General features: G+C 50.7%; 14 protein-coding genes. 4 read left to right on the forward strand and 10 right to left on the reverse strand.

The genetic code is table 11. The annotated features are described in order from the left end of the window. Nucleotides 1-12: 12 nt before the first annotated feature. The 4 genes from oppB to Q7C21_RS08565 form a co-directional block, all read right to left on the reverse strand. Complete coding sequence (gene oppB / locus Q7C21_RS08550; protein ID WP_003853929.1) at nucleotides 13-933, reverse strand: oligopeptide ABC transporter permease OppB; 921 nt, start codon at nucleotides 931-933, stop codon at nucleotides 13-15. Nucleotides 934-1025: 92 nt separating this feature from the next. Beyond that, complete coding sequence (oppA, locus tag Q7C21_RS08555; RefSeq protein ID WP_008925291.1) at nucleotides 1026-2666, reverse strand: oligopeptide ABC transporter substrate-binding protein OppA; 1641 nt, start codon at nucleotides 2664-2666, stop codon at nucleotides 1026-1028. Between the two features lie 153 nt (nucleotides 2667-2819). Continuing rightward, complete coding sequence (locus Q7C21_RS08560) at nucleotides 2820-4454, reverse strand: ABC transporter substrate-binding protein (RefSeq protein WP_375150613.1); 1635 nt, start codon at nucleotides 4452-4454, stop codon at nucleotides 2820-2822. A 571-nt stretch (nucleotides 4455-5025) separates the two neighbouring features. Further along, complete coding sequence (locus Q7C21_RS08565; protein WP_003853931.1) at nucleotides 5026-5673, reverse strand: YchE family NAAT transporter; 648 nt, start codon at nucleotides 5671-5673, stop codon at nucleotides 5026-5028. 460 nt (nucleotides 5674-6133) lie between these two features. Here Q7C21_RS08565 and adhE point away from each other — a divergent pair, with 460 nt between their 5' ends. After that, a complete protein-coding gene (adhE, locus tag Q7C21_RS08570) occupies nucleotides 6134-8821 on the forward strand; it encodes a bifunctional acetaldehyde-CoA/alcohol dehydrogenase (protein WP_375150614.1) in 2688 nt (895 codons plus the stop codon). A gap of 67 nt (nucleotides 8822-8888) precedes the next feature. Here adhE and tdk read toward each other — a convergent pair whose 3' ends face one another. Beyond that, the gene (gene tdk, locus Q7C21_RS08575; RefSeq protein WP_003852240.1) at nucleotides 8889-9509 is read right to left on the reverse strand and encodes a thymidine kinase; all 621 of its coding nucleotides are present in this window, start codon (nucleotides 9507-9509) and stop codon (nucleotides 8889-8891) included. A gap of 410 nt (nucleotides 9510-9919) precedes the next feature. Here tdk and hns point away from each other — a divergent pair, with 410 nt between their 5' ends. Then, nucleotides 9920-10336 (forward strand): histone-like nucleoid-structuring protein H-NS, encoded by a 417-nt coding sequence (hns, locus tag Q7C21_RS08580; RefSeq protein ID WP_110411361.1) that lies wholly within the window; start codon nucleotides 9920-9922, stop codon nucleotides 10334-10336. A gap of 71 nt (nucleotides 10337-10407) precedes the next feature. On the opposite strand, the gene Q7C21_RS08585 is transcribed toward hns, so the two are convergent. From Q7C21_RS08585 to rssA, 5 genes are all read right to left on the reverse strand, one after another. Beyond that, the gene (locus Q7C21_RS08585) at nucleotides 10408-11415 is read right to left on the reverse strand and encodes an NAD-dependent epimerase (RefSeq protein ID WP_003852243.1); all 1008 of its coding nucleotides are present in this window, start codon (nucleotides 11413-11415) and stop codon (nucleotides 10408-10410) included. Between the two features lie 14 nt (nucleotides 11416-11429). Then, complete coding sequence (locus Q7C21_RS08590) at nucleotides 11430-12770, reverse strand: UDP-glucose/GDP-mannose dehydrogenase family protein (RefSeq protein WP_003852248.1); 1341 nt, start codon at nucleotides 12768-12770, stop codon at nucleotides 11430-11432. 22 nt (nucleotides 12771-12792) lie between these two features. Beyond that, nucleotides 12793-13701 (reverse strand): UTP--glucose-1-phosphate uridylyltransferase GalU, encoded by a 909-nt coding sequence (gene galU, locus Q7C21_RS08595; RefSeq protein WP_008925296.1) that lies wholly within the window; start codon nucleotides 13699-13701, stop codon nucleotides 12793-12795. Nucleotides 13702-13894: 193 nt separating this feature from the next. Further along, a complete protein-coding gene (rssB, locus tag Q7C21_RS08600; RefSeq protein WP_003852251.1) occupies nucleotides 13895-14911 on the reverse strand; it encodes a two-component system response regulator RssB in 1017 nt (338 codons plus the stop codon). Between the two features lie 99 nt (nucleotides 14912-15010). After that, the gene (gene rssA / locus Q7C21_RS08605; protein WP_003852252.1) at nucleotides 15011-15916 is read right to left on the reverse strand and encodes a patatin-like phospholipase RssA; all 906 of its coding nucleotides are present in this window, start codon (nucleotides 15914-15916) and stop codon (nucleotides 15011-15013) included. A 96-nt stretch (nucleotides 15917-16012) separates the two neighbouring features. On the opposite strand from rssA, the gene Q7C21_RS08610 reads away from it, so the two are divergent. Next, nucleotides 16013-16468 carry a YchJ family protein gene (locus Q7C21_RS08610; protein WP_071591703.1) on the forward strand — a complete coding sequence of 152 codons (456 nt, stop codon included), beginning with the start codon at nucleotides 16013-16015 and terminating at the stop codon, nucleotides 16466-16468. A gap of 55 nt (nucleotides 16469-16523) precedes the next feature. After that, nucleotides 16524-17372 carry a formyltetrahydrofolate deformylase gene (purU, locus tag Q7C21_RS08615; RefSeq protein ID WP_003852258.1) on the forward strand — a complete coding sequence of 283 codons (849 nt, stop codon included), beginning with the start codon at nucleotides 16524-16526 and terminating at the stop codon, nucleotides 17370-17372. Nucleotides 17373-17592 lie beyond the last annotated feature (220 nt).

A 17592-nucleotide genomic window follows, 5' to 3' on the forward strand; every position in this document is an offset into this window, starting at 1 on the left:
CGAACTCCGCAATCAGTAACGAATTTTGGGATCGATAACGGCATAGAGCACGTCAACAATCGCGTTAAACAGAATGGTCAGCAAACCGACCAGGATGGTCAGGCTCATCACCAGAGAGTAGTCACGGTTCAGCGCGCCGTTCACAAACAGCTGACCGATACCCGGCAGACCGTAGATCGACTCAATCACCATCGAACCGGTGATGATGCCGACAAACGCCGGTCCCATGTAGGAAATCACGGGCAGCAATGCGGGCTTGAGCGCATGACGCAGCACAATGCGGCGCAGCGGCAAGCCTTTGGCGCGCGCGGTGCGGATAAAATTGGAGTGCATCACTTCAATCATTGAACCACGAGTGATACGCGCAATACTGGCGATATACGCCAGCGACAGCGCCACCATCGGCAACAGCATGTAGTTCCACTGACCACCGTTCCAGCCACCGCCGGGCAGCCATTTCAGGGTGATGGCGAAGAGCAGAACCAGCAGCGGCGCGACCACGAAACTCGGTATCACCACGCCGGTCATTGCCACCCCCATCACCACGAAGTCCCATATACTGTTCTGTTTAAGCGCGGCGATCACACCCGCCGTGACGCCCAGTATCACCGCCAGCAGGAACGCGGCCAGGCCGAGTTTGGCTGAGACCGGGAACGCGTGCGCGACCAGATAGTTGACCGAATAATCTTTGTATTTAAACGAAGGGCCGAAATCGCCGTGCGCCAGCTGCAGCAGGTAATCAACATACTGCTTACCGATGGGATCGTTGAGGTGATATTTCGCCTCAATATTGGCCATCACTTCCGGGGCCAGGGTGCGCTCGCCGGTAAACGGGCTGCCGGGTGCCAGTCGCATCATAAAGAAGGAGATGGTGATCAGGACGAACAGCGTCGGAAGCGCTTCAAGCAAGCGACGCAGGATGAATTTTAACATTGCCGTACCTACCAGGCTGTTGCATCACAACATATAAATAAGTAAAAAAGGCGGCGCCAGAGGCGCCGCCACTGCTGATAGCCTGAATGCTATTAGTGTTTGATAATGTAGAAGTCTTTATCCAGGGTTTTATCCAGTGGATCTTTACCGGTATAACCGCCGACATAAGGCTTCACCAGACGCGTATTTACGTAGTAGTAAACCGGTACGATGGTGCTGTCTTTATCCAGGATCTGCTCCGCTTTCTGATAATCCACTGCGCGGGCTTTCGCATCCGGTGCCTTAATCGCGTCACGGATCACTTTGTCAAACGCCTCGCTCTTATAGTGCGAGGTGTTACTGCTGCTGTTAGACAGCATGGTGTTCAGGAATGAAGTGGGTTCGTTATAGTCCGCACACCAGGCCGCACGCGATACATCGAAGTTACCCTGATGACGGGTATCCAGGAAGGTTTTCCACTCCTGGTTTTCCAGCTTGATGTTCACACCGATGTTTTTCTTCCAGATCGACGAGGCGGCAATCGCCAGCTTCTTATGCAGATCGGAGGTGTTATACAGCAGGTTAAAGGTCAGCGGTTTGTCGGCGGTATAGCCGGCTTCAGCCAGCAGCTTTTTCGCTTCGGCATTACGTTTGTCCTGTGACCATTTGAACCAGTCTGGCGGCAGGATATCCATGCCGTCGGTTGATGGCGGCGTGTAGCTGTAGGCCGGCTTCTGGCCCTGCGCCAGCACTTTGTTAACCATGATGTCACGATCCAGACCCAGCTTCAGGGCGGCGCGAACGCGTGGATCGGTGAATGGCGCTTTCTGGTTGTTGATTTCGTAGTAATAGGTGCAGAGATAAGGATCGACGTGCAGCTCTTTGCCGTTGTCACGCTGCAGTTTCTTAAACAGCTCAATCGGCAGATTGTTGTAAGTCATGTCGCTGCCGTTCTCGGAGAAGTAACGGTTAACGTCGCTGACTTCGGAACTGATTGGCAGGAAGGTGACTTTGTTCAGCACGGTGTGTTCGTTGTCCCAGTAATTCGGGTTACGCACCAGGGTGATACGCTCGTTGATCACGTGCGCGTCGAGTTTAAAGGCACCGTTGCCGACCCAGTTCTGTGGCTGAGTCCACTGATCGCCAAACTTCTCAATCGCCGGTTTATAAACCGGTGACATTACGGAGTTGATCAGCAGTTTATCAAAATAGGGAACCGGCTCACTCAGCGTGACTTCCAGCGTGTGATCGTCCAGGGCTTTCACGCCCAGATCGGTAATCGGTTTTTTACCGGCAATGATGTCATCGACGTTCAGGATATGACCATATTGCGGATAACTGGCGTACGGTGAAGCGGTTTTAGGATCGACCAGACGCTCCCAGCTGTAAACGAAGTCCTGCGCGGTCACCGGCTCGCCGTTGGACCATTTAGCATTTTTACGCAGGTGGAACGTCCACACTTTGAAGTCTTTATTTTCGTAACTTTCCGCTACAGCCGGAATCGGTTTACCGTTGCTGTCATTGACCAGCAGACCTTCGTAAAGATCGCGCGCCACGTTGTCTTCCGGCACGCCTTCGATTTTGTGCGGATCGAGCGACTGCACTTCATCGCCATTGCCGCGAATCAGCTCCTGTTTAGCGGCCAGCTCAACGCCTGCGGGCACATTTGCTGCGAAAGCCGCATTCCCTGCCAAAGCACTCACTGCGGCGAAAACACCCGCTGCTATCAGGCTTTTTTTCGTGATGTTGTTCATTATTACACTCCAGTTTTATTATCGTCACCGTGGCGATGCGCTGCCCCGGCGTCCCCCGTCTCCGGGCTCCCTGGCCTGTTACCAGGGAGATTGACCCCAAAATGGTCTGTACGTTGATGCGTTCCCGACTGTCTCGCCGTACGGGCGATCAGATCAGTGTTGTTTGATGAAATAGTACTTCAGGTCTGTCATGTCCTGCGGGTCTTTGCCCGTAAAGCCGCCAACCCAGGGCTTTACCAGGCGCACACTTACGCGGTAGTAAACTGGCACAATTGGTGAGTCTTTGTCGAGTTGTGTTTCAGCCTGCTGATACAGGTCGGCACGCTGCGCCTCACTGCCCGCCGTCAGCGTTTCCTTCATCAGACGATCGAAGGTCGCGCTGCTGTAAAACGCGGTGTTGATCGAGGCGTTGCTGATTAGCATATTCAGGAAGGTTGAGGGTTCGTTGTAATCGGCACACCAGGTAGCACGAACCACGTCATATTGCGCCTGATGGCGGGTCTCCAGCATGGTTTTCCATTCCTGATTCTGCAGTGTCACTTTCGCGCCAAGGTTTTTCTGCCACATCGAGGCAGCTGCAATCGCCTGCCGTTTGTTCTGATCTGAGGTGTTATAGAGCAGCGTAAAGGTCAGCGGATGGGCAGCATCGAAGCCTGCCTCGGCCAGCAGCTTCTTCGCGGCGTCATTACGCTGCGCCTGCGTCCAGGTGAACCAGGCAGGCGGCGTGAGTTTGATACCGGCGGTGAAAGGCGGTGTCAGGCTATAGGCGGGAATTTGTCCCTGGGCCATGATCTTATTGGCAATCACTTCGCGATCGAGGGTCATTTTCAGCGCGGCACGAACCCGTGCATCGGTGAACGGCGCCTTTTTATTGTTAATTTCGTAGTAGAACGTACAGAGCAATGGACTGACTTTCACTTCGTCGCCCAGCTCTTTGCGTAGTTTGCCAAACATCTCCGGCGGCACCGCACTGTTGGTCATATCCGTGCCGCCGCTGCGGTAGCGATTGATATCACTGTTTTCAGAGGCGATAGGCAGAAATGTCCCCTGCTCAATGACCGTATGGGCATTGTCCCAGTATTGTGGATTGCGTTTCAGGACGATTTTTTCATTGACGATCCAGTCGTCCAGCGTATAAGCGCCGTTACCAATGTAATGACCCGGACGCGTCCAGGCTTCACCCCACTGCTTAATGGCCGGTTCATAAACCGGCTTCATCGCGGTAAGCGCCAGCATCGCGACCAGGTAAGGCACTGGTTCACTCAGGGTAATCTGCAGACGATGGGCATCCAGCGCTTTCACACCCAGTTGATCAGGTGACGCTTTACCGGCAAGGATGGCATCGATATTGGCAAAATGGGCTGCCTGCGGATAGCTTGAATAAGGCGACGCCGTTTTCGGGTCCACCAGGCGACGCCAGCTGTAGACGAAATCATTCGCGGTCACCGGCTCACCATTGCTCCACTTTGCATCACCCCGCAGATTAAAAATCCAGACGGTAGGTTGCGGATTCTCCCAGCTTTTGGCGACGCCTGGCACGACCTGACCGCTGTTGTCAGTATTGACCAGTCCGTCCAGCAGATTTTGAATAATATTGGACTCCGGCACGCCTTCAGTTTTATGCGGATCCAGTGAAGAGACTTCGCTTCCGTTATTAATCACCATCTGCTGTTGCGCAGCCAGTGCCGTTTCCGGCGGAACGGTGGCGGCATAGGCCGGTGAAAACGCCAGTAACAGAACACCTGCGAGTGAGGACCGCTTTTGCTGCAAGTTCTTTATCCCAATCATCCGAAACGCCAACCTTATTTAAGTATCCCGATAGGCTTAAGCAAAAAGCGTTCTCACTTTGGGCTTTCAGAGAAAAAATTCACGTTAAGCCAAAAATTATCAGAAGGCGTTAAGGGGCGCCAAAGCAAAATAACGAAAATGTTAACTAATTCTCTTTTATCATGAGATGTCACGAAGCGGAAGTGTTAATTTTCGTTCTGAAAATTTCATATCAATATGAAAAATAGGCGTTTTAGCCGGAAAGCTCTTTGCGAAGCAGGATCAGGTGACAAATTGTGCCTGTTTTGGCATTCATACTGATAAATCCGGCTTCAGCATGATGAAATTCAGGCTTACCGTAATATTGTGGCGGATTATGAGGCAGAGTTAAAAGTGCAGAGGAGAATATCGTGTGAAAATAGTGACATTATTTCCCACGAAAAAGTCTGTGAGCAAACACGCAGTAATGAAATTTATAATCGTGCCTCTATTTTAAGTATCGCGAATAATTGCATCGTAATAGTGCAATGAAAGGCCATTTTGCACCATTACGGATCATTACTTCATTTCATTGCCTGAAATAAGTGAGGGTTTAATTCAGCAGACCGGGAAAAATAGACTTCATACCGGTTACAACAAATTCAATGCCCAGTGCCATCAGTAACAAACCCATGATACGGGTAATGACGTTGATGCCGGTCTGGCCGAGAATACGCACCATTAATGGTGCAGCCCTGAACAGTAACCAGCAACAGAAGGCAAAGATAGCAATTGCCAGGGTAAACCCCATCAGGTTCAGCCAGCTGTGATAACGGGTACTCCAGACGATTGTCGAGCTGATAGCACCTGGCCCCGCCATCAGTGGCAGCGCCAGAGGCACAACGCCCACGCTTTCACGGATCGCCGTTTCTGACTTTTCCTGCTTGTTCTGCTTATCCTCACCCAGCTTGCCGCTGATCATCGACATCGCAATGGTGACGACCAGAATCCCACCCGCAATGCGGAAAGAGTCAATCGAAATACCGAACACATGCAGAATCGCATCGCCCAGAAAAAGTGACGTCCAGAGAATGATGGCCACCGCAAGATTAGCGGTAAGGTTAGTTTTATTACGCTCAGCCACGCCCTGATATCGGGTCATGCTGATGAACACCGGAATAATGCCCACTGGATTGACCAGCGCAAAGAGCCCGACAAAAAATTTTATATAGCCTGATAAATCTAACAGCGCAGGGTTCACGACTTTAACTCCGTACCACAGGGGGGAAACGCGCCTAATGTATGTGAAAACAGACCCGTACACCAGATGCTGAGCCAGCTATTTATATAGATGAATGAACGCTCCTTTAGCGCTTTACACCAGAGATTAAAAAGTGACTGGATTTAGACGCTACCAGGCTGACTGCCAGCATGTGAAAGTCCATTTGAGCTGATAAAGGATCAGCGCCGTGCTGAAAGGTGTCAGCCTGCGGTTAAATTGATCTGCATCAAAATTGACCTACCCCAAACCAGGTAATATTTTCACAACGGAAGTATTAGCGGCATCAATGAAAACGTCTTCACAGACAACGCAAGACTTATTCAGTAAGCAGTTGAAAATCCTGACATTACATCCTGATATAGCGCATTTTTTGAGCATAGCTATACTCAGGGCGCAGGATTGTTTACTAAAAAAGTTTAACTTCCTTCAGGAGAACACCATGGCCGTAACCAATGTCGCTGAACTCAATGCACTGGTTGAACGTGTAAAAAAAGCCCAGCGTGAATATGCCAATTTTTCTCAGGAACAGGTCGACGCCATATTTCGTGCCGCCGCCCTCGCTGCCGCAGATGCCCGCATCCCCCTTGCTAAGATGGCTGTTGCCGAATCCGGTATGGGCATCGTCGAAGACAAAGTCATTAAAAACCATTTTGCTTCAGAATATATCTACAACGCCTATAAAGATGAAAAGACCTGCGGTGTGTTAGCCACCGACGATACTTTCGGCACCATCACCATCGCCGAGCCGATTGGCCTGATTTGCGGTATCGTCCCGACTACTAATCCAACTTCAACCGCCATTTTCAAAGCCTTAATCAGCCTCAAAACCCGTAACGGTATCATTTTCTCGCCACATCCACGTGCCAAAGACGCGACGAATAAAGCGGCAGATATCGTCCTGCAGGCCGCGATTGCCGCCGGTGCGCCTAAAGACATTATCGGCTGGATCGACGCCCCATCTGTTGAGCTGTCAAACCAGCTGATGCATCACCCCGATATCAACCTGATTCTCGCCACTGGTGGACCGGGAATGGTGAAAGCGGCTTACAGCTCCGGCAAACCGGCAATTGGTGTGGGTGCCGGTAATACGCCGGTGGTGATTGATGAAACCGCCGATGTGAAACGTGCCGTTGCGTCAATTCTGATGTCGAAAACGTTTGATAACGGCGTGATCTGCGCCTCAGAACAATCGGTAATCGTGGTTGATTCGGTCTATGACGCAGTGCGTGAACGTTTTGCCAGCCATGGTGGTTACATGCTGCAGGGCGCCGAGCTGAGTGCAGTTCAGAATATCATCCTTAAAAACGGCGGCCTCAATGCGGCCATCGTGGGTCAACCGGCATTTAAAATTGCGGAGATGGCCGGGCTAACCGTACCAGCAGACACGAAAATTTTGATTGGTGAAGTGAAACTCGTGGATGAATCTGAACCTTTTGCCCATGAAAAACTCTCCCCAACGCTGGCGATGTATCGGGCGAAAGATTTCCAGGATGCGGTTAATAAAGCGGAGAAACTGGTCGCGATGGGCGGTATCGGTCACACCTCCTGCCTTTATACCGACCAGGACAACCAGACTGAGCGCGTGCACTACTTCGGCGACAAAATGAAAACTGCGCGTATTCTGATCAACACGCCGGCTTCACAGGGCGGTATCGGTGACCTCTACAACTTTAAACTGGCCCCCTCTCTGACGCTGGGTTGTGGTTCATGGGGCGGTAACTCTATTTCAGAAAACGTCGGTCCAAAACACCTGATTAATACCAAAACTGTCGCCAAGCGAGCTGAGAATATGTTGTGGCATAAACTTCCTAAATCCATCTACTTCCGTCGGGGTTCACTGCCTATTGCGCTGGAAGAAGTGGCAACGGATGGCGCGAAACGTGCCTTTATTGTCACTGACCGTTTCCTGTTCAACAACGGCTATGCCGACCAGGTCACCCGCGTGCTGAAATCACACGGCATCGAAACCGAAGTCTTCTTCGAAGTTGAAGCTGACCCGACGCTGAGCATCGTGCGTAAAGGTGCCGAGCAGATGAACAGCTTCAAGCCTGATGTCATCATCGCACTGGGTGGTGGTTCCCCGATGGATGCCGCGAAAATCATGTGGGTGATGTACGAACATCCGGAAACCCACTTCGAAGAGCTGGCGTTACGTTTCATGGATATCCGTAAACGTATCTACAAATTCCCGAAAATGGGCGTAAAAGCACGGATGGTGGCCATCACCACGACCTCCGGGACCGGTTCAGAAGTCACACCGTTCGCCGTGGTGACCGATGACGCGACAGGTCAGAAATATCCACTCGCTGACTATGCATTGACCCCGGATATGGCGATTGTCGATGCTAACCTGGTGATGGATATGCCGCGTTCACTCTGCGCCTTTGGTGGTCTGGATGCAGTGACCCACGCGCTGGAAGCCTACGTTTCTGTGCTGGCAAATGAGTACTCTGATGGGCAGGCACTGCAGGCACTGAAACTGTTAAAAGAGAATCTGCCAGCCAGTTATGCTGAAGGCGCGAAAAATCCGCTTGCGCGTGAACGTGTCCACAACGCTGCTACTATCGCCGGCATTGCGTTCGCCAACGCCTTCCTTGGGGTCTGTCACTCAATGGCGCACAAACTGGGTTCAGAATTCCATATCCCTCACGGCCTGGCTAATGCGCTGTTAATCTCGAACGTTATTCGCTACAACGCCAATGACAACCCGACTAAACAGACCGCTTTCAGCCAGTATGATCGTCCGCAGGCCCGTCGTCGCTACGCTGAAATTGCGGACCATTTAGGTTTGAGCGCGCCGGGCGACCGCACTGCTCAAAAAATCGAGAAGTTACTGGCATGGCTGGATGAGATTAAAACTGAACTGGGTATCCCGACCTCCATCCGTGAAGCGGGTGTGCAGGAAGCGGACTTCCTGGCAAAAGTCGACAAACTGGCCGATGATGCCTTTGATGACCAGTGTACCGGTGCTAACCCACGTTATCCGCTGATTGCTGAGCTGAAACAGATTATGCTCGACACTTTCTACGGTCGTGAATTTGTTGAACCGTTCTCAAGCGTCGCTCAGGCGGTTGCTGAGCAGCCGGTTAAAGGAATCAAGGCTGATAAGAAGGCGAAAAAGGTCTGATAATGACCCGCTGACACTGTGATAAGAAAACCCGCCACGGCGGGTTTTTTATTACCTGAAAAGAGGGTTACGGCAGCGGAGTCTGTGCACCATGAATCGCCTGTAACGAGCCCTGCTCTATCGCCTGTTTATAGTGCTTACGACAGACGGAGATATAACTTTCGTTACCGCCAATCACGACCTGCTCACCTTCACTGAACGGTTTACCTTCACTATCCAGTCGCAGCACCATGCTGGCCTTGCGGCCGCAGTGACAGATAGTTTTAAGCTCAACCAGCTTATCAGCCCATGCCAGCAGATACTGACTGCCCACAAACAGTTCACCCCGGAAATCAGTTCGCAAGCCATAACAGAGCACAGGGATGTCCAGATCGTCCACGACATCAGAGAGCGCTTTGACCTGTTCCCGGGTCAGGAACTGACTCTCATCAACTAACACGCAGTGAATAGGCTGCACAGCATGTTCAGCAGCAATTTCACTGTAAAGTGCAGTCTCTGCATTGTAGAGCACAGCGGGAGACGAAAGTCCGATGCGGGAACTCACCTGCCCGGCACCAAAGCGATTATCGATCTCAGCGGTGTAGACCAGTGAACGCATGCCGCGCTCCTGATAGTTATAGGAAGATTGCAGCAGTGCAGTTGATTTCCCTGCATTCATGGCAGAGTAATAGAAATAGAGTTGGGCCATAGGAACGTATCTTCATCGGGACTGAACAGAATGGCGCGCATATTAACACAAAGCGCAGGGAATACGTTGACGCCGATGGAGGAATAGAGCGTAATGCCCGCCCGCTTACCGTTAAACAGGCAGTTTATGACGACCGTCAGGTGCGTCAGGAAAGAGAATAAGTTTTGCTTATTTTAACTGCAATGCAAACAATGACATTTTTGTTACTGCCTTAAATACATTAAATTTATTTCATATCACACTAAGCGAAAATATTTTTCATTCGGCATAATTATGAATTATTCCCCCTCAGGTTATTTTAATTTCCAGCGTTATTAGCCGTGATCATTTTTTTTATGATTGAAGTTATTTAACGTCACCACTACTATTAGCGGGCAACACAACTTTCCCCTTATTCAGAGACCAGGACAATGAGCGAAGCACTAAAAGTTCTTAATAATATCCGTACGCTGCGCGCCCAGGCCAGAGAGTATTCCGTAGAAACACTGGAAGAGATGCTGGAAAAACTGGACGTGGTGGTAAAAGAACGCCGCGAAGAAGAGTCGCATTTTCAGGCAGAAAATGAAGAACGCACGCGTAAACTTAATCAGTATCGTGAAATGTTGCTGGCCGATGGAATCGACCCGAATGAACTGATTAACGTCCAGGCCGCGACTCCCCGAACTGCGGCAAAAGCTAAACGCTCAGTGCGCCCGGCTAAATATGCTTATACCGATGAAAAAGGTGAGTCCAGAACATGGACCGGTCAGGGACGTACACCTGCGGTGATCAAAATAGCACTGGAAGAACAGGGTAAAACGCTGGACGATTTTTTACTGAAACAGTAAACAGTGCCGCGACATTAGTATCAGCCTGATGCGCAAAAAAAAGGAAGCAGACGCTTCCTTTTTTCTTTAAATCAGACGCTGTAAAAATCCCGATACCAGTCAACGAATTTTTTAACGCCCTCTTCAACACCGGTCTGCGGTTTAAAACCAATGGCCTCAAACAACGCGCTGGTATCCGCACTGGTTTCCAGTACATCACCGGGTTGCATCGGCATCAGATTTTTATTCGCAGTAATACCCAGTGCTTTCTCAATCGCTTCGATATAGCTCATCAACGTAACAGGCTGACTATTACCAATGTTATAAACACGATATGGGGCTGAACTGGTTGCGGGTGAACCGGTTTCAACGGTCCAGTGATCATCCTTCTGAGGTATAACATCCTGCAGACGAACAATCGCTTCAGCAATATCGTCAATATAGGTAAAGTCGCGTTTCATCTGGCCCTGGTTATAAACATCTATCGCTTCACCGGCAATCATTGCGCGCGTGAATTTGAATAATGCCATATCCGGGCGGCCCCACGGCCCATAGACGGTAAAGAAGCGCAATCCGGTTGTCGGCAACTGATAAAGATGCGAGTAAGTATGCGACATGAGCTCATTGGCTTTTTTGGTCGCCGCATATAATGATACCGGATGATCAACGCTGTCTTCCGTTGAGAACGGCATCTTGCGGTTCAGACCATAAACTGAACTGGATGAAGCATAGAGCAGATGTTCAATTTTATGATGACGGCAGCCTTCAAGGATATTGAGGTGACCGATCAGATTAGCGTCTGCGTAAGCATGAGGGTTTTCGATGGAATACCTGACACCAGCCTGAGCGCCAAGGTGAATAACGCGCTGGAACCTGTTCTGGCCGAACAGTGATGCCATTGCATCACGGTCCGCCAGGTCCATCTCAATAAAGGTAAAACCTGGGTTGGCTTTAATTAAATTGAGACGGGCATGCTTGAGATTTACGTCATAATAATCATTCAGGTTGTCGATACCGACAACCTGGTGACCGGCGGCCAGTAGACGCTGACTAACATGAAAACCAATAAAGCCTGCGGCGCCGGTGACCAGAAAGTTCATAAATCCCTCGTTAATTATGCAGTTTGAATAGACGCTCCGCGGCCGATTGCATAATAAACGAAACCGCGTTTGCTGATACGCTCTGGATCATACAGGTTACGACCATCAAAAATCACGGCTTCTTTCAGCGCATTTTTGATAATGTCGAAGTCAGGCGCACGGAAGTTTTGCCACTCCGTACAGATGACCAGACCGTCTGCACCCTGCAGGGCTGCTTCTTTGGTCCCCATCAGCTTCAGATCGCTGCGGTGACCATAGATACGCTGCGCTTCGTCCATTGCTTCAGGGTCAAACGCCTGAACAGAAGCGCCCGCTTCCCACAGCGTTTCCATCAGCACGCGGCTTGAGGCTTCACGCATGTCGTCCGTATTAGGCTTGAATGACAGACCCCAGAGTGCAAACGTTTTACCTTTCAGATCGTCGCCAAAATGACGCTTAATGAAGGTAGGCAGTTTATTTTTCTGGTTGTCATTCACATCTTCCACGGCCTGTAACAGACGTGGCTGATAGCCAATAGACTCCGCGGTACGGATCAACGCCTGCACATCTTTCGGGAAGCAGGAGCCGCCGTAGCCACAGCCAGGGTAGATAAAGTGGTAGCCAATGCGGGGATCTGAACCGATGCCCTGGCGTACTTTTTCAATATCCGCACCTAAACGTTCAGCCAGGTTAGACATCTCGTTCATAAAGCTGATTTTGGTTGCCAGCATGCAGTTAGCGGCATACTTAGTCAGCTCTGCGCTGCGGATATCCATCATGATCATGCGATCGTGGTTACGGTTAAACGGTTCATAAAGCTCACGTAAAAGCTCTACCACGTCGTCGTTGTCAGTACCGACAACGATACGCTCCGGACGCATGCAGTCATTAACTGCAGCACCCTCTTTCAGGAATTCAGGGTTTGAAACCACATCAAATGTGATGTTGGCATCACGCGCTTTCAGCGCTTCCGTCATTACCGCACGAACTTTGTCTGCTGTGCCAACCGGAACGGTTGATTTGTCGATAACCACTTTGTGATCGTTCATATGCTGCGCAATGGTGCGCGCTACGGCGGTCACATATTTCAGATCGGCAGAGCCGTCTTCATCCGGTGGAGTACCGACTGCAATAAACTGCATAACACCATGGTTTACGCCCAGCTCAGCATCAGTGCTGAACTTCAGACGACCCGCTTCGTAATTGGACATTACCAGCGGCGTTAAACCTGGTTCGAAAATAGGAATGATGCCTTTTTTCAGATTTTCGACTTTGTTTTCGTCGACATCAATGCAGAGAACGTCATGTCCGACTTCGGCTAACACCGCAGCCTGAACCAGACCGACATAGCCGATACCAAATACAGTGACTTTCATCGAGTTATCCTGTGTTTATGAATTACTTTTTGTTGCCAACTGCGCCATCGAGCCATTCAGAAAAATCTTTGCCCAATACCGGATGACGAACACCGTACTCAACGAAAGCCTGCATGTAGCCCAGCTTATTACCGCAATCATGGCTCACGCCTTTCAGGTGGTAAGCTTCGACAGTCTCTTTTTCCATCAGCATGGCAATGGAGTCAGTGAGCTGAACTTCACCGCCTGCACCTGGAGGGGTTTTCGCCAGCAGTGGCCAGATCTCTGAAGAGAGAACATAACGACCGACTACAGCCAGGTTAGAAGGTGATTCTGACGCTTTAGGCTTCTCAACCACACCGACCATCGGCGCGCTGTCGCCTGGGTTCAGTTCTGCGCCCTGGCAATCAACAACACCATAAGCGGTCACATCGGCAACCGGCTCAACCATGATCTGGCTGCGGCCAGACTCTTCATAACGGCTCAGCATTTCTGCCAGGTTATCTTTGGTTGGGTTGGATTCGTATTCGTCGATGATGACGTCTGGCAGGATAACGGCAAATGGCTCATCACCGATCAGTGGGTGTGCACACATCACTGCGTGACCCAGACCTTTGGCAATGCCCTGACGAACCTGCATGATGGTAACGTGTGGCGGGCAGATTGACTGGATTTCGTCCAGCAGCTGACGCTTAACACGTTTTTCCAGCATGGATTCCAGTTCGAAGCTGGTATCAAAGTGGTTTTCGATGGCATTTTTTGATGAATGCGTTACCAGCACAATTTCATTGATGCCAGCAGCGATACACTCGTTAACGACATACTGGATTAACGGCTTATCAACCAGCGGTAACATCTCTTTTGGAATCGCTTTGGTAGCCGGGAGCATACGCGTGCCCAAACCCGCTACCGGGATTACCGCTTTTTTTACTTTGGTATTATTGGCAGACATTAAGATACCTCTCTCATAGGCCGTTCAAGTTAATACTTGATATGTCGGTTTAAATTCGGAAATGAGTATATCAGCTAGTATCGAACGGATTTATCCTGGAAGGCATGAAACCGTCGAAATTAAGACTATTACCCAACTGTAAAGCTAAACTCTGGCCCTGTCCTCAGCACCAGAATCTTTCGTTTTTTAGCCCTTATTCTTCGGTCGACAGCATCAGCCGGATGCGCCCGCCCGCGCCCCACACATGGCATTGCCAGTTATCAGCACGCTGACTGATTTGGTTCAGATGGGTGCTACCCATAGTGCCAAGAGGGACGCCATTGCTGAGCTGAATCTGATGGGTATGAACATGAAGTGTGGCGTTTAATCCGGCGGAAACCAGGATCAAGTTTTTTAAACCGCGGTGATAGTAACCAACCAGCAACGGGAACTGACCGCTGAGATTTGCCTGACGGAGTAACAGATTAACCTGTCTGAGCAATCCATTAAGCTCTGGCAGGCGCTGTTTTTGTCCGGTCAGCTGCTCCTGTAACAGACCATTGAACAGAGCCCGCAACAGCAACGCCGCCAGCACGCCATTGTCACCGGCGCGCGTGACGTCCAGACAGTAAAATGCCAGATCTTTATCGGAGAGCGCCGCGATATCAAGCACCAGTCCGGGCTGCTCAGCCATTGTCAGCTGGCGGTAGTTAACCCGACAGTTGGCAATCGTCTGTTGTACCGGAGGCTGGAGTTGCTTAAGCAGCTTGGCAGCCGCTTTGGGATCGCGAACCAGCGCATCCCAGTCCTGGAACAGTTGCTCATCCTCTTCCACTTTCGAGGTGAACATAGAGGGATAGAGACACTCATAGACCGCTTCACGGAAGCGTTCAAAGTTTTTCAGCGGTTTCAGCAGCACATCCTGCACCCCAAGACGCAGTACGTGAGCGATATCAGACATGTTTTCAGTGGCCGAAATGATTAAAATCGGCACCACATTGCCACGGGTGCGAATATGCTCAACAAACTGGATGCCGCTCATGCGAGGCATTTCCAGATCGCAGATAATCAGGTCGACAGTATGCTGTTGTAGTTGTGTAATTGCTTCCAGACCGTCTTCCGCTTGTAACGTCACAGCACCCATCGATAACAAAAATTGGTCCAGCAACGAACGGAAAACAGCCTCATCTTCGACAATGAGTATCTTTTTGCCGAGTAGTGGTTTTTCCATTCTTTCCCCCTGCGTACCAGATATTTCAATAGTGGTTCATAAAACGCAGTTGCGCCTTTCAGAATTGCCCGAAGTCACCGCTTTGAATGAACAACTTCATTATCTGCCACGGACCAGTGGTAATAGTTCATCCATTTTCTTCTCTACGGCCGCCCTGCCTGCCTCGATAGCCTCTTCAGCACGATGAAAGTCCAGCGTCGAAATTTGCGGACAGACCGGCTGTATTAAAACGTCGGGTGGATCGCCTGCCATACGGTTCATCTTCAGGCGATTCTCCAGCACCTGGATTGAGGTGGACATAATCTCCATCGCGCCAGGCGACTGAGATGCACGGCGCTGGGTGAAATTCACCAGGCGCTGTCGCAGTTTCCCACCCCAACTCAATGCCGCTGCTGCGGCTTCTTCTTCGCTGTTCTGAGGCGTAACGGAAAAGAGATCCTGTTGCATTAAATGCGCGTCATGCTGTAAATCAACGGCAATAACAATGTCTGCGCCCAGGGCTCGCGTCAGTGAGACTGGCACCGGATTGACCACGGCACCATCTACCAGCCAATACCCATTGTAGCCCACTGGTGGTAATAAACCTGGCATACTACAGGATGCACGCACGGCCTGATGTAAATCGCCCTCAGTGAGCCAGAGTTCACGACCGGTACTGAGGTTGGTCGCCACCACGCCAAAAGGTTTATGGCACTGCTCAATCGCATCGTTAGGGATAAGCTGACGAACATGGTTGAAAACCCGCTCGCCGCGTAAAAGTCCGCCACGCTGCCACGAGACATCCATCAGACGAATAACATCCCAGTAGCGGAATGCACTGACCCATTTCTGCATCAACGGCAAACGATTATTCACATAGGCAGACCCAACCAGTGCGCCGACTGAGCAACCTGCAACAACGTCAATCTCAATGCCAGCGCGCTCCAGGGCGTTGATCACACCAATGTGTGCCCATCCTTTGGCCGCTCCAGACCCCAGAGCCAATCCAATTTTTACTTTTCTCATTTGTATCTGGTCCTGCCGTCAATACGTAGCGTCACAACGTGGGGTCAGCTAACATAGCGCGCCTGTGAAATCGACTCATCATTCTCTGGAGATAATGTGTCAGAAACCTGCCCATGTTGTAGCGGAGAGCAGTATAGCGTATGTTGCGAGCCCTTTCTGCAGGGCAACCAAATTCCTTTTACAGCTGAACAACTTATGCGATCCCGTTATTGCGCTTATGTTCAGCATAATGCGGAGTATCTGGTTGCGACCTGGCATCCTGATAAACGCCATCCCGGCCTGTCAGGGCTTTTATCTGAAAGTTTCCCGGGTACCGTTTGGCTTAGCCTGAATGTAACCCGTTGTAATCATGGAAGCCATGAGAACGAAGCTTTCGTCACCTTTTTTGCGCGATACCGCGAGAACGACAACATTCATGCCATTCATGAGTGTTCACGCTTTCTTCGCGAGGATCAACGCTGGTACTATGTTGACGGTACAGCACCGCCCGTGGGGCGTAACGATCCCTGCCCATGTGGCAGTGGCAAAAAATACAAAAAATGTTGTGGTTAAGCTGATGGCTGCCCCAGCGGTTTACCCCTAATGCTTTGACAGGACTCTGATTGAGATGCAAGCGCAAACCATGCAAAGAAAAGTTTTACGAACCATTTGTCCCGATGCAAAAGGTCTGATCGCCAAAATCACCAATATTTGTTACAAGCACGAACTCAATATCGTGCAGAACAATGAGTTTGTTGATCATCGCACCGGGCGTTTTTTCATGCGCACCGAGCTGGAAGGGATTTTCAACGACAACACCCTGCTCGCCGATCTCGACAGCGCTCTGCCACAGGGTTCAGTGCGTGAACTGCACAGCGCCGGTCGTCGTCGCGTAGTGATTCTGGTCACCAAAGAAGCGCACTGCCTGGGCGACCTGTTAATGAAGAGCGCCTTTGGCGGCCTGGATATGGAGATCGCGGCAGTCGTCGGTAATCACGATACGCTGCGTTCGCTGGTTGAGCGTTTCGATATTCCCTTTGTGCTGGTGAGTCATGAGGGTCTGACGCGGGAAGAGCACGATAACCGCATGGTGGAAGAGATTGATCGCTATCAGCCCGACTACGTGGTGCTGGCAAAATATATGCGTGTCCTGACGCCTGCTTTTGTGCAGCGTTATCCGAACCAGATCATCAATATTCACCACTCGTTCCTGCCCGCCTTTATCGGTGCCCGCCCTTATCACCAGGCTTATGAGCGTGGCGTGAAGATCATCGGTGCCACCGCGCACTATGTGAATGACAATCTCGATGAAGGCCCCATCATCATGCAGGATGTGATCAACGTCGATCACAGCTACACCGCTGATGAGATGATGCGCGCCGGTCGCGACGTAGAAAAGAATGTTCTGAGCAACGCACTCTACAAAGTTCTGGGGCAGCGCGTCTTCGTTTATGGCAATCGCACGATTATTCTTTAATCAGCCAGCGTGCTGAATTGTCTGCAGATTCAGCGCTACGCGTAAAAAGTGGGCAAACAGATGTTGTTTTGCCAGTGGGCGCTTTACACCTTTATCGCATTTGGTATGATGCGCCCCGCTTTAAGAGAGAAAGATTCAGGCCATGGTGGGATTCCCGAGCGGCCAAAGGGAGCAGACTGTAAATCTGCCGTCACAGACTTCGAAGGTTCGAATCCTTCTC

It is taken from the genome of Pantoea sp. ANP04 (assembly GCF_041982285.1).
GTDB lineage: Bacteria > Pseudomonadota > Gammaproteobacteria > Enterobacterales > Enterobacteriaceae > Pantoea > Pantoea eucalypti.

What these genes read in the sequence shown, in the direction of transcription:
- oppB (WP_003853929.1), bottom strand. Translation starts at nt 933, where the DNA reads ATGTTAAAATTCATCCTGCGTCGCTTGCTTGAAGCGCTTCCGACGCTG.
- oppA (WP_008925291.1), bottom strand. Translation starts at nt 2,666, where the DNA reads ATGAACAACATCACGAAAAAAAGCCTGATAGCAGCGGGTGTTTTCGCC.
- Q7C21_RS08560 (WP_375150613.1), bottom strand. Translation starts at nt 4,454, where the DNA reads ATGATTGGGATAAAGAACTTGCAGCAAAAGCGGTCCTCACTCGCAGGT.
- adhE (WP_375150614.1), top strand. Translation starts at nt 6,134, where the DNA reads ATGGCCGTAACCAATGTCGCTGAACTCAATGCACTGGTTGAACGTGTA.
- tdk (WP_003852240.1), bottom strand. Translation starts at nt 9,509, where the DNA reads ATGGCCCAACTCTATTTCTATTACTCTGCCATGAATGCAGGGAAATCA.
- hns (WP_110411361.1), top strand. Translation starts at nt 9,920, where the DNA reads ATGAGCGAAGCACTAAAAGTTCTTAATAATATCCGTACGCTGCGCGCC.
- Q7C21_RS08585 (WP_003852243.1), bottom strand. Translation starts at nt 11,415, where the DNA reads ATGAACTTTCTGGTCACCGGCGCCGCAGGCTTTATTGGTTTTCATGTT.
- Q7C21_RS08590 (WP_003852248.1), bottom strand. Translation starts at nt 12,770, where the DNA reads ATGAAAGTCACTGTATTTGGTATCGGCTATGTCGGTCTGGTTCAGGCT.
- galU (WP_008925296.1), bottom strand. Translation starts at nt 13,701, where the DNA reads ATGTCTGCCAATAATACCAAAGTAAAAAAAGCGGTAATCCCGGTAGCG.
- rssB (WP_003852251.1), bottom strand. Translation starts at nt 14,911, where the DNA reads ATGGAAAAACCACTACTCGGCAAAAAGATACTCATTGTCGAAGATGAG.
- rssA (WP_003852252.1), bottom strand. Translation starts at nt 15,916, where the DNA reads ATGAGAAAAGTAAAAATTGGATTGGCTCTGGGGTCTGGAGCGGCCAAA.
- purU (WP_003852258.1), top strand. Translation starts at nt 16,524, where the DNA reads ATGCAAGCGCAAACCATGCAAAGAAAAGTTTTACGAACCATTTGTCCC.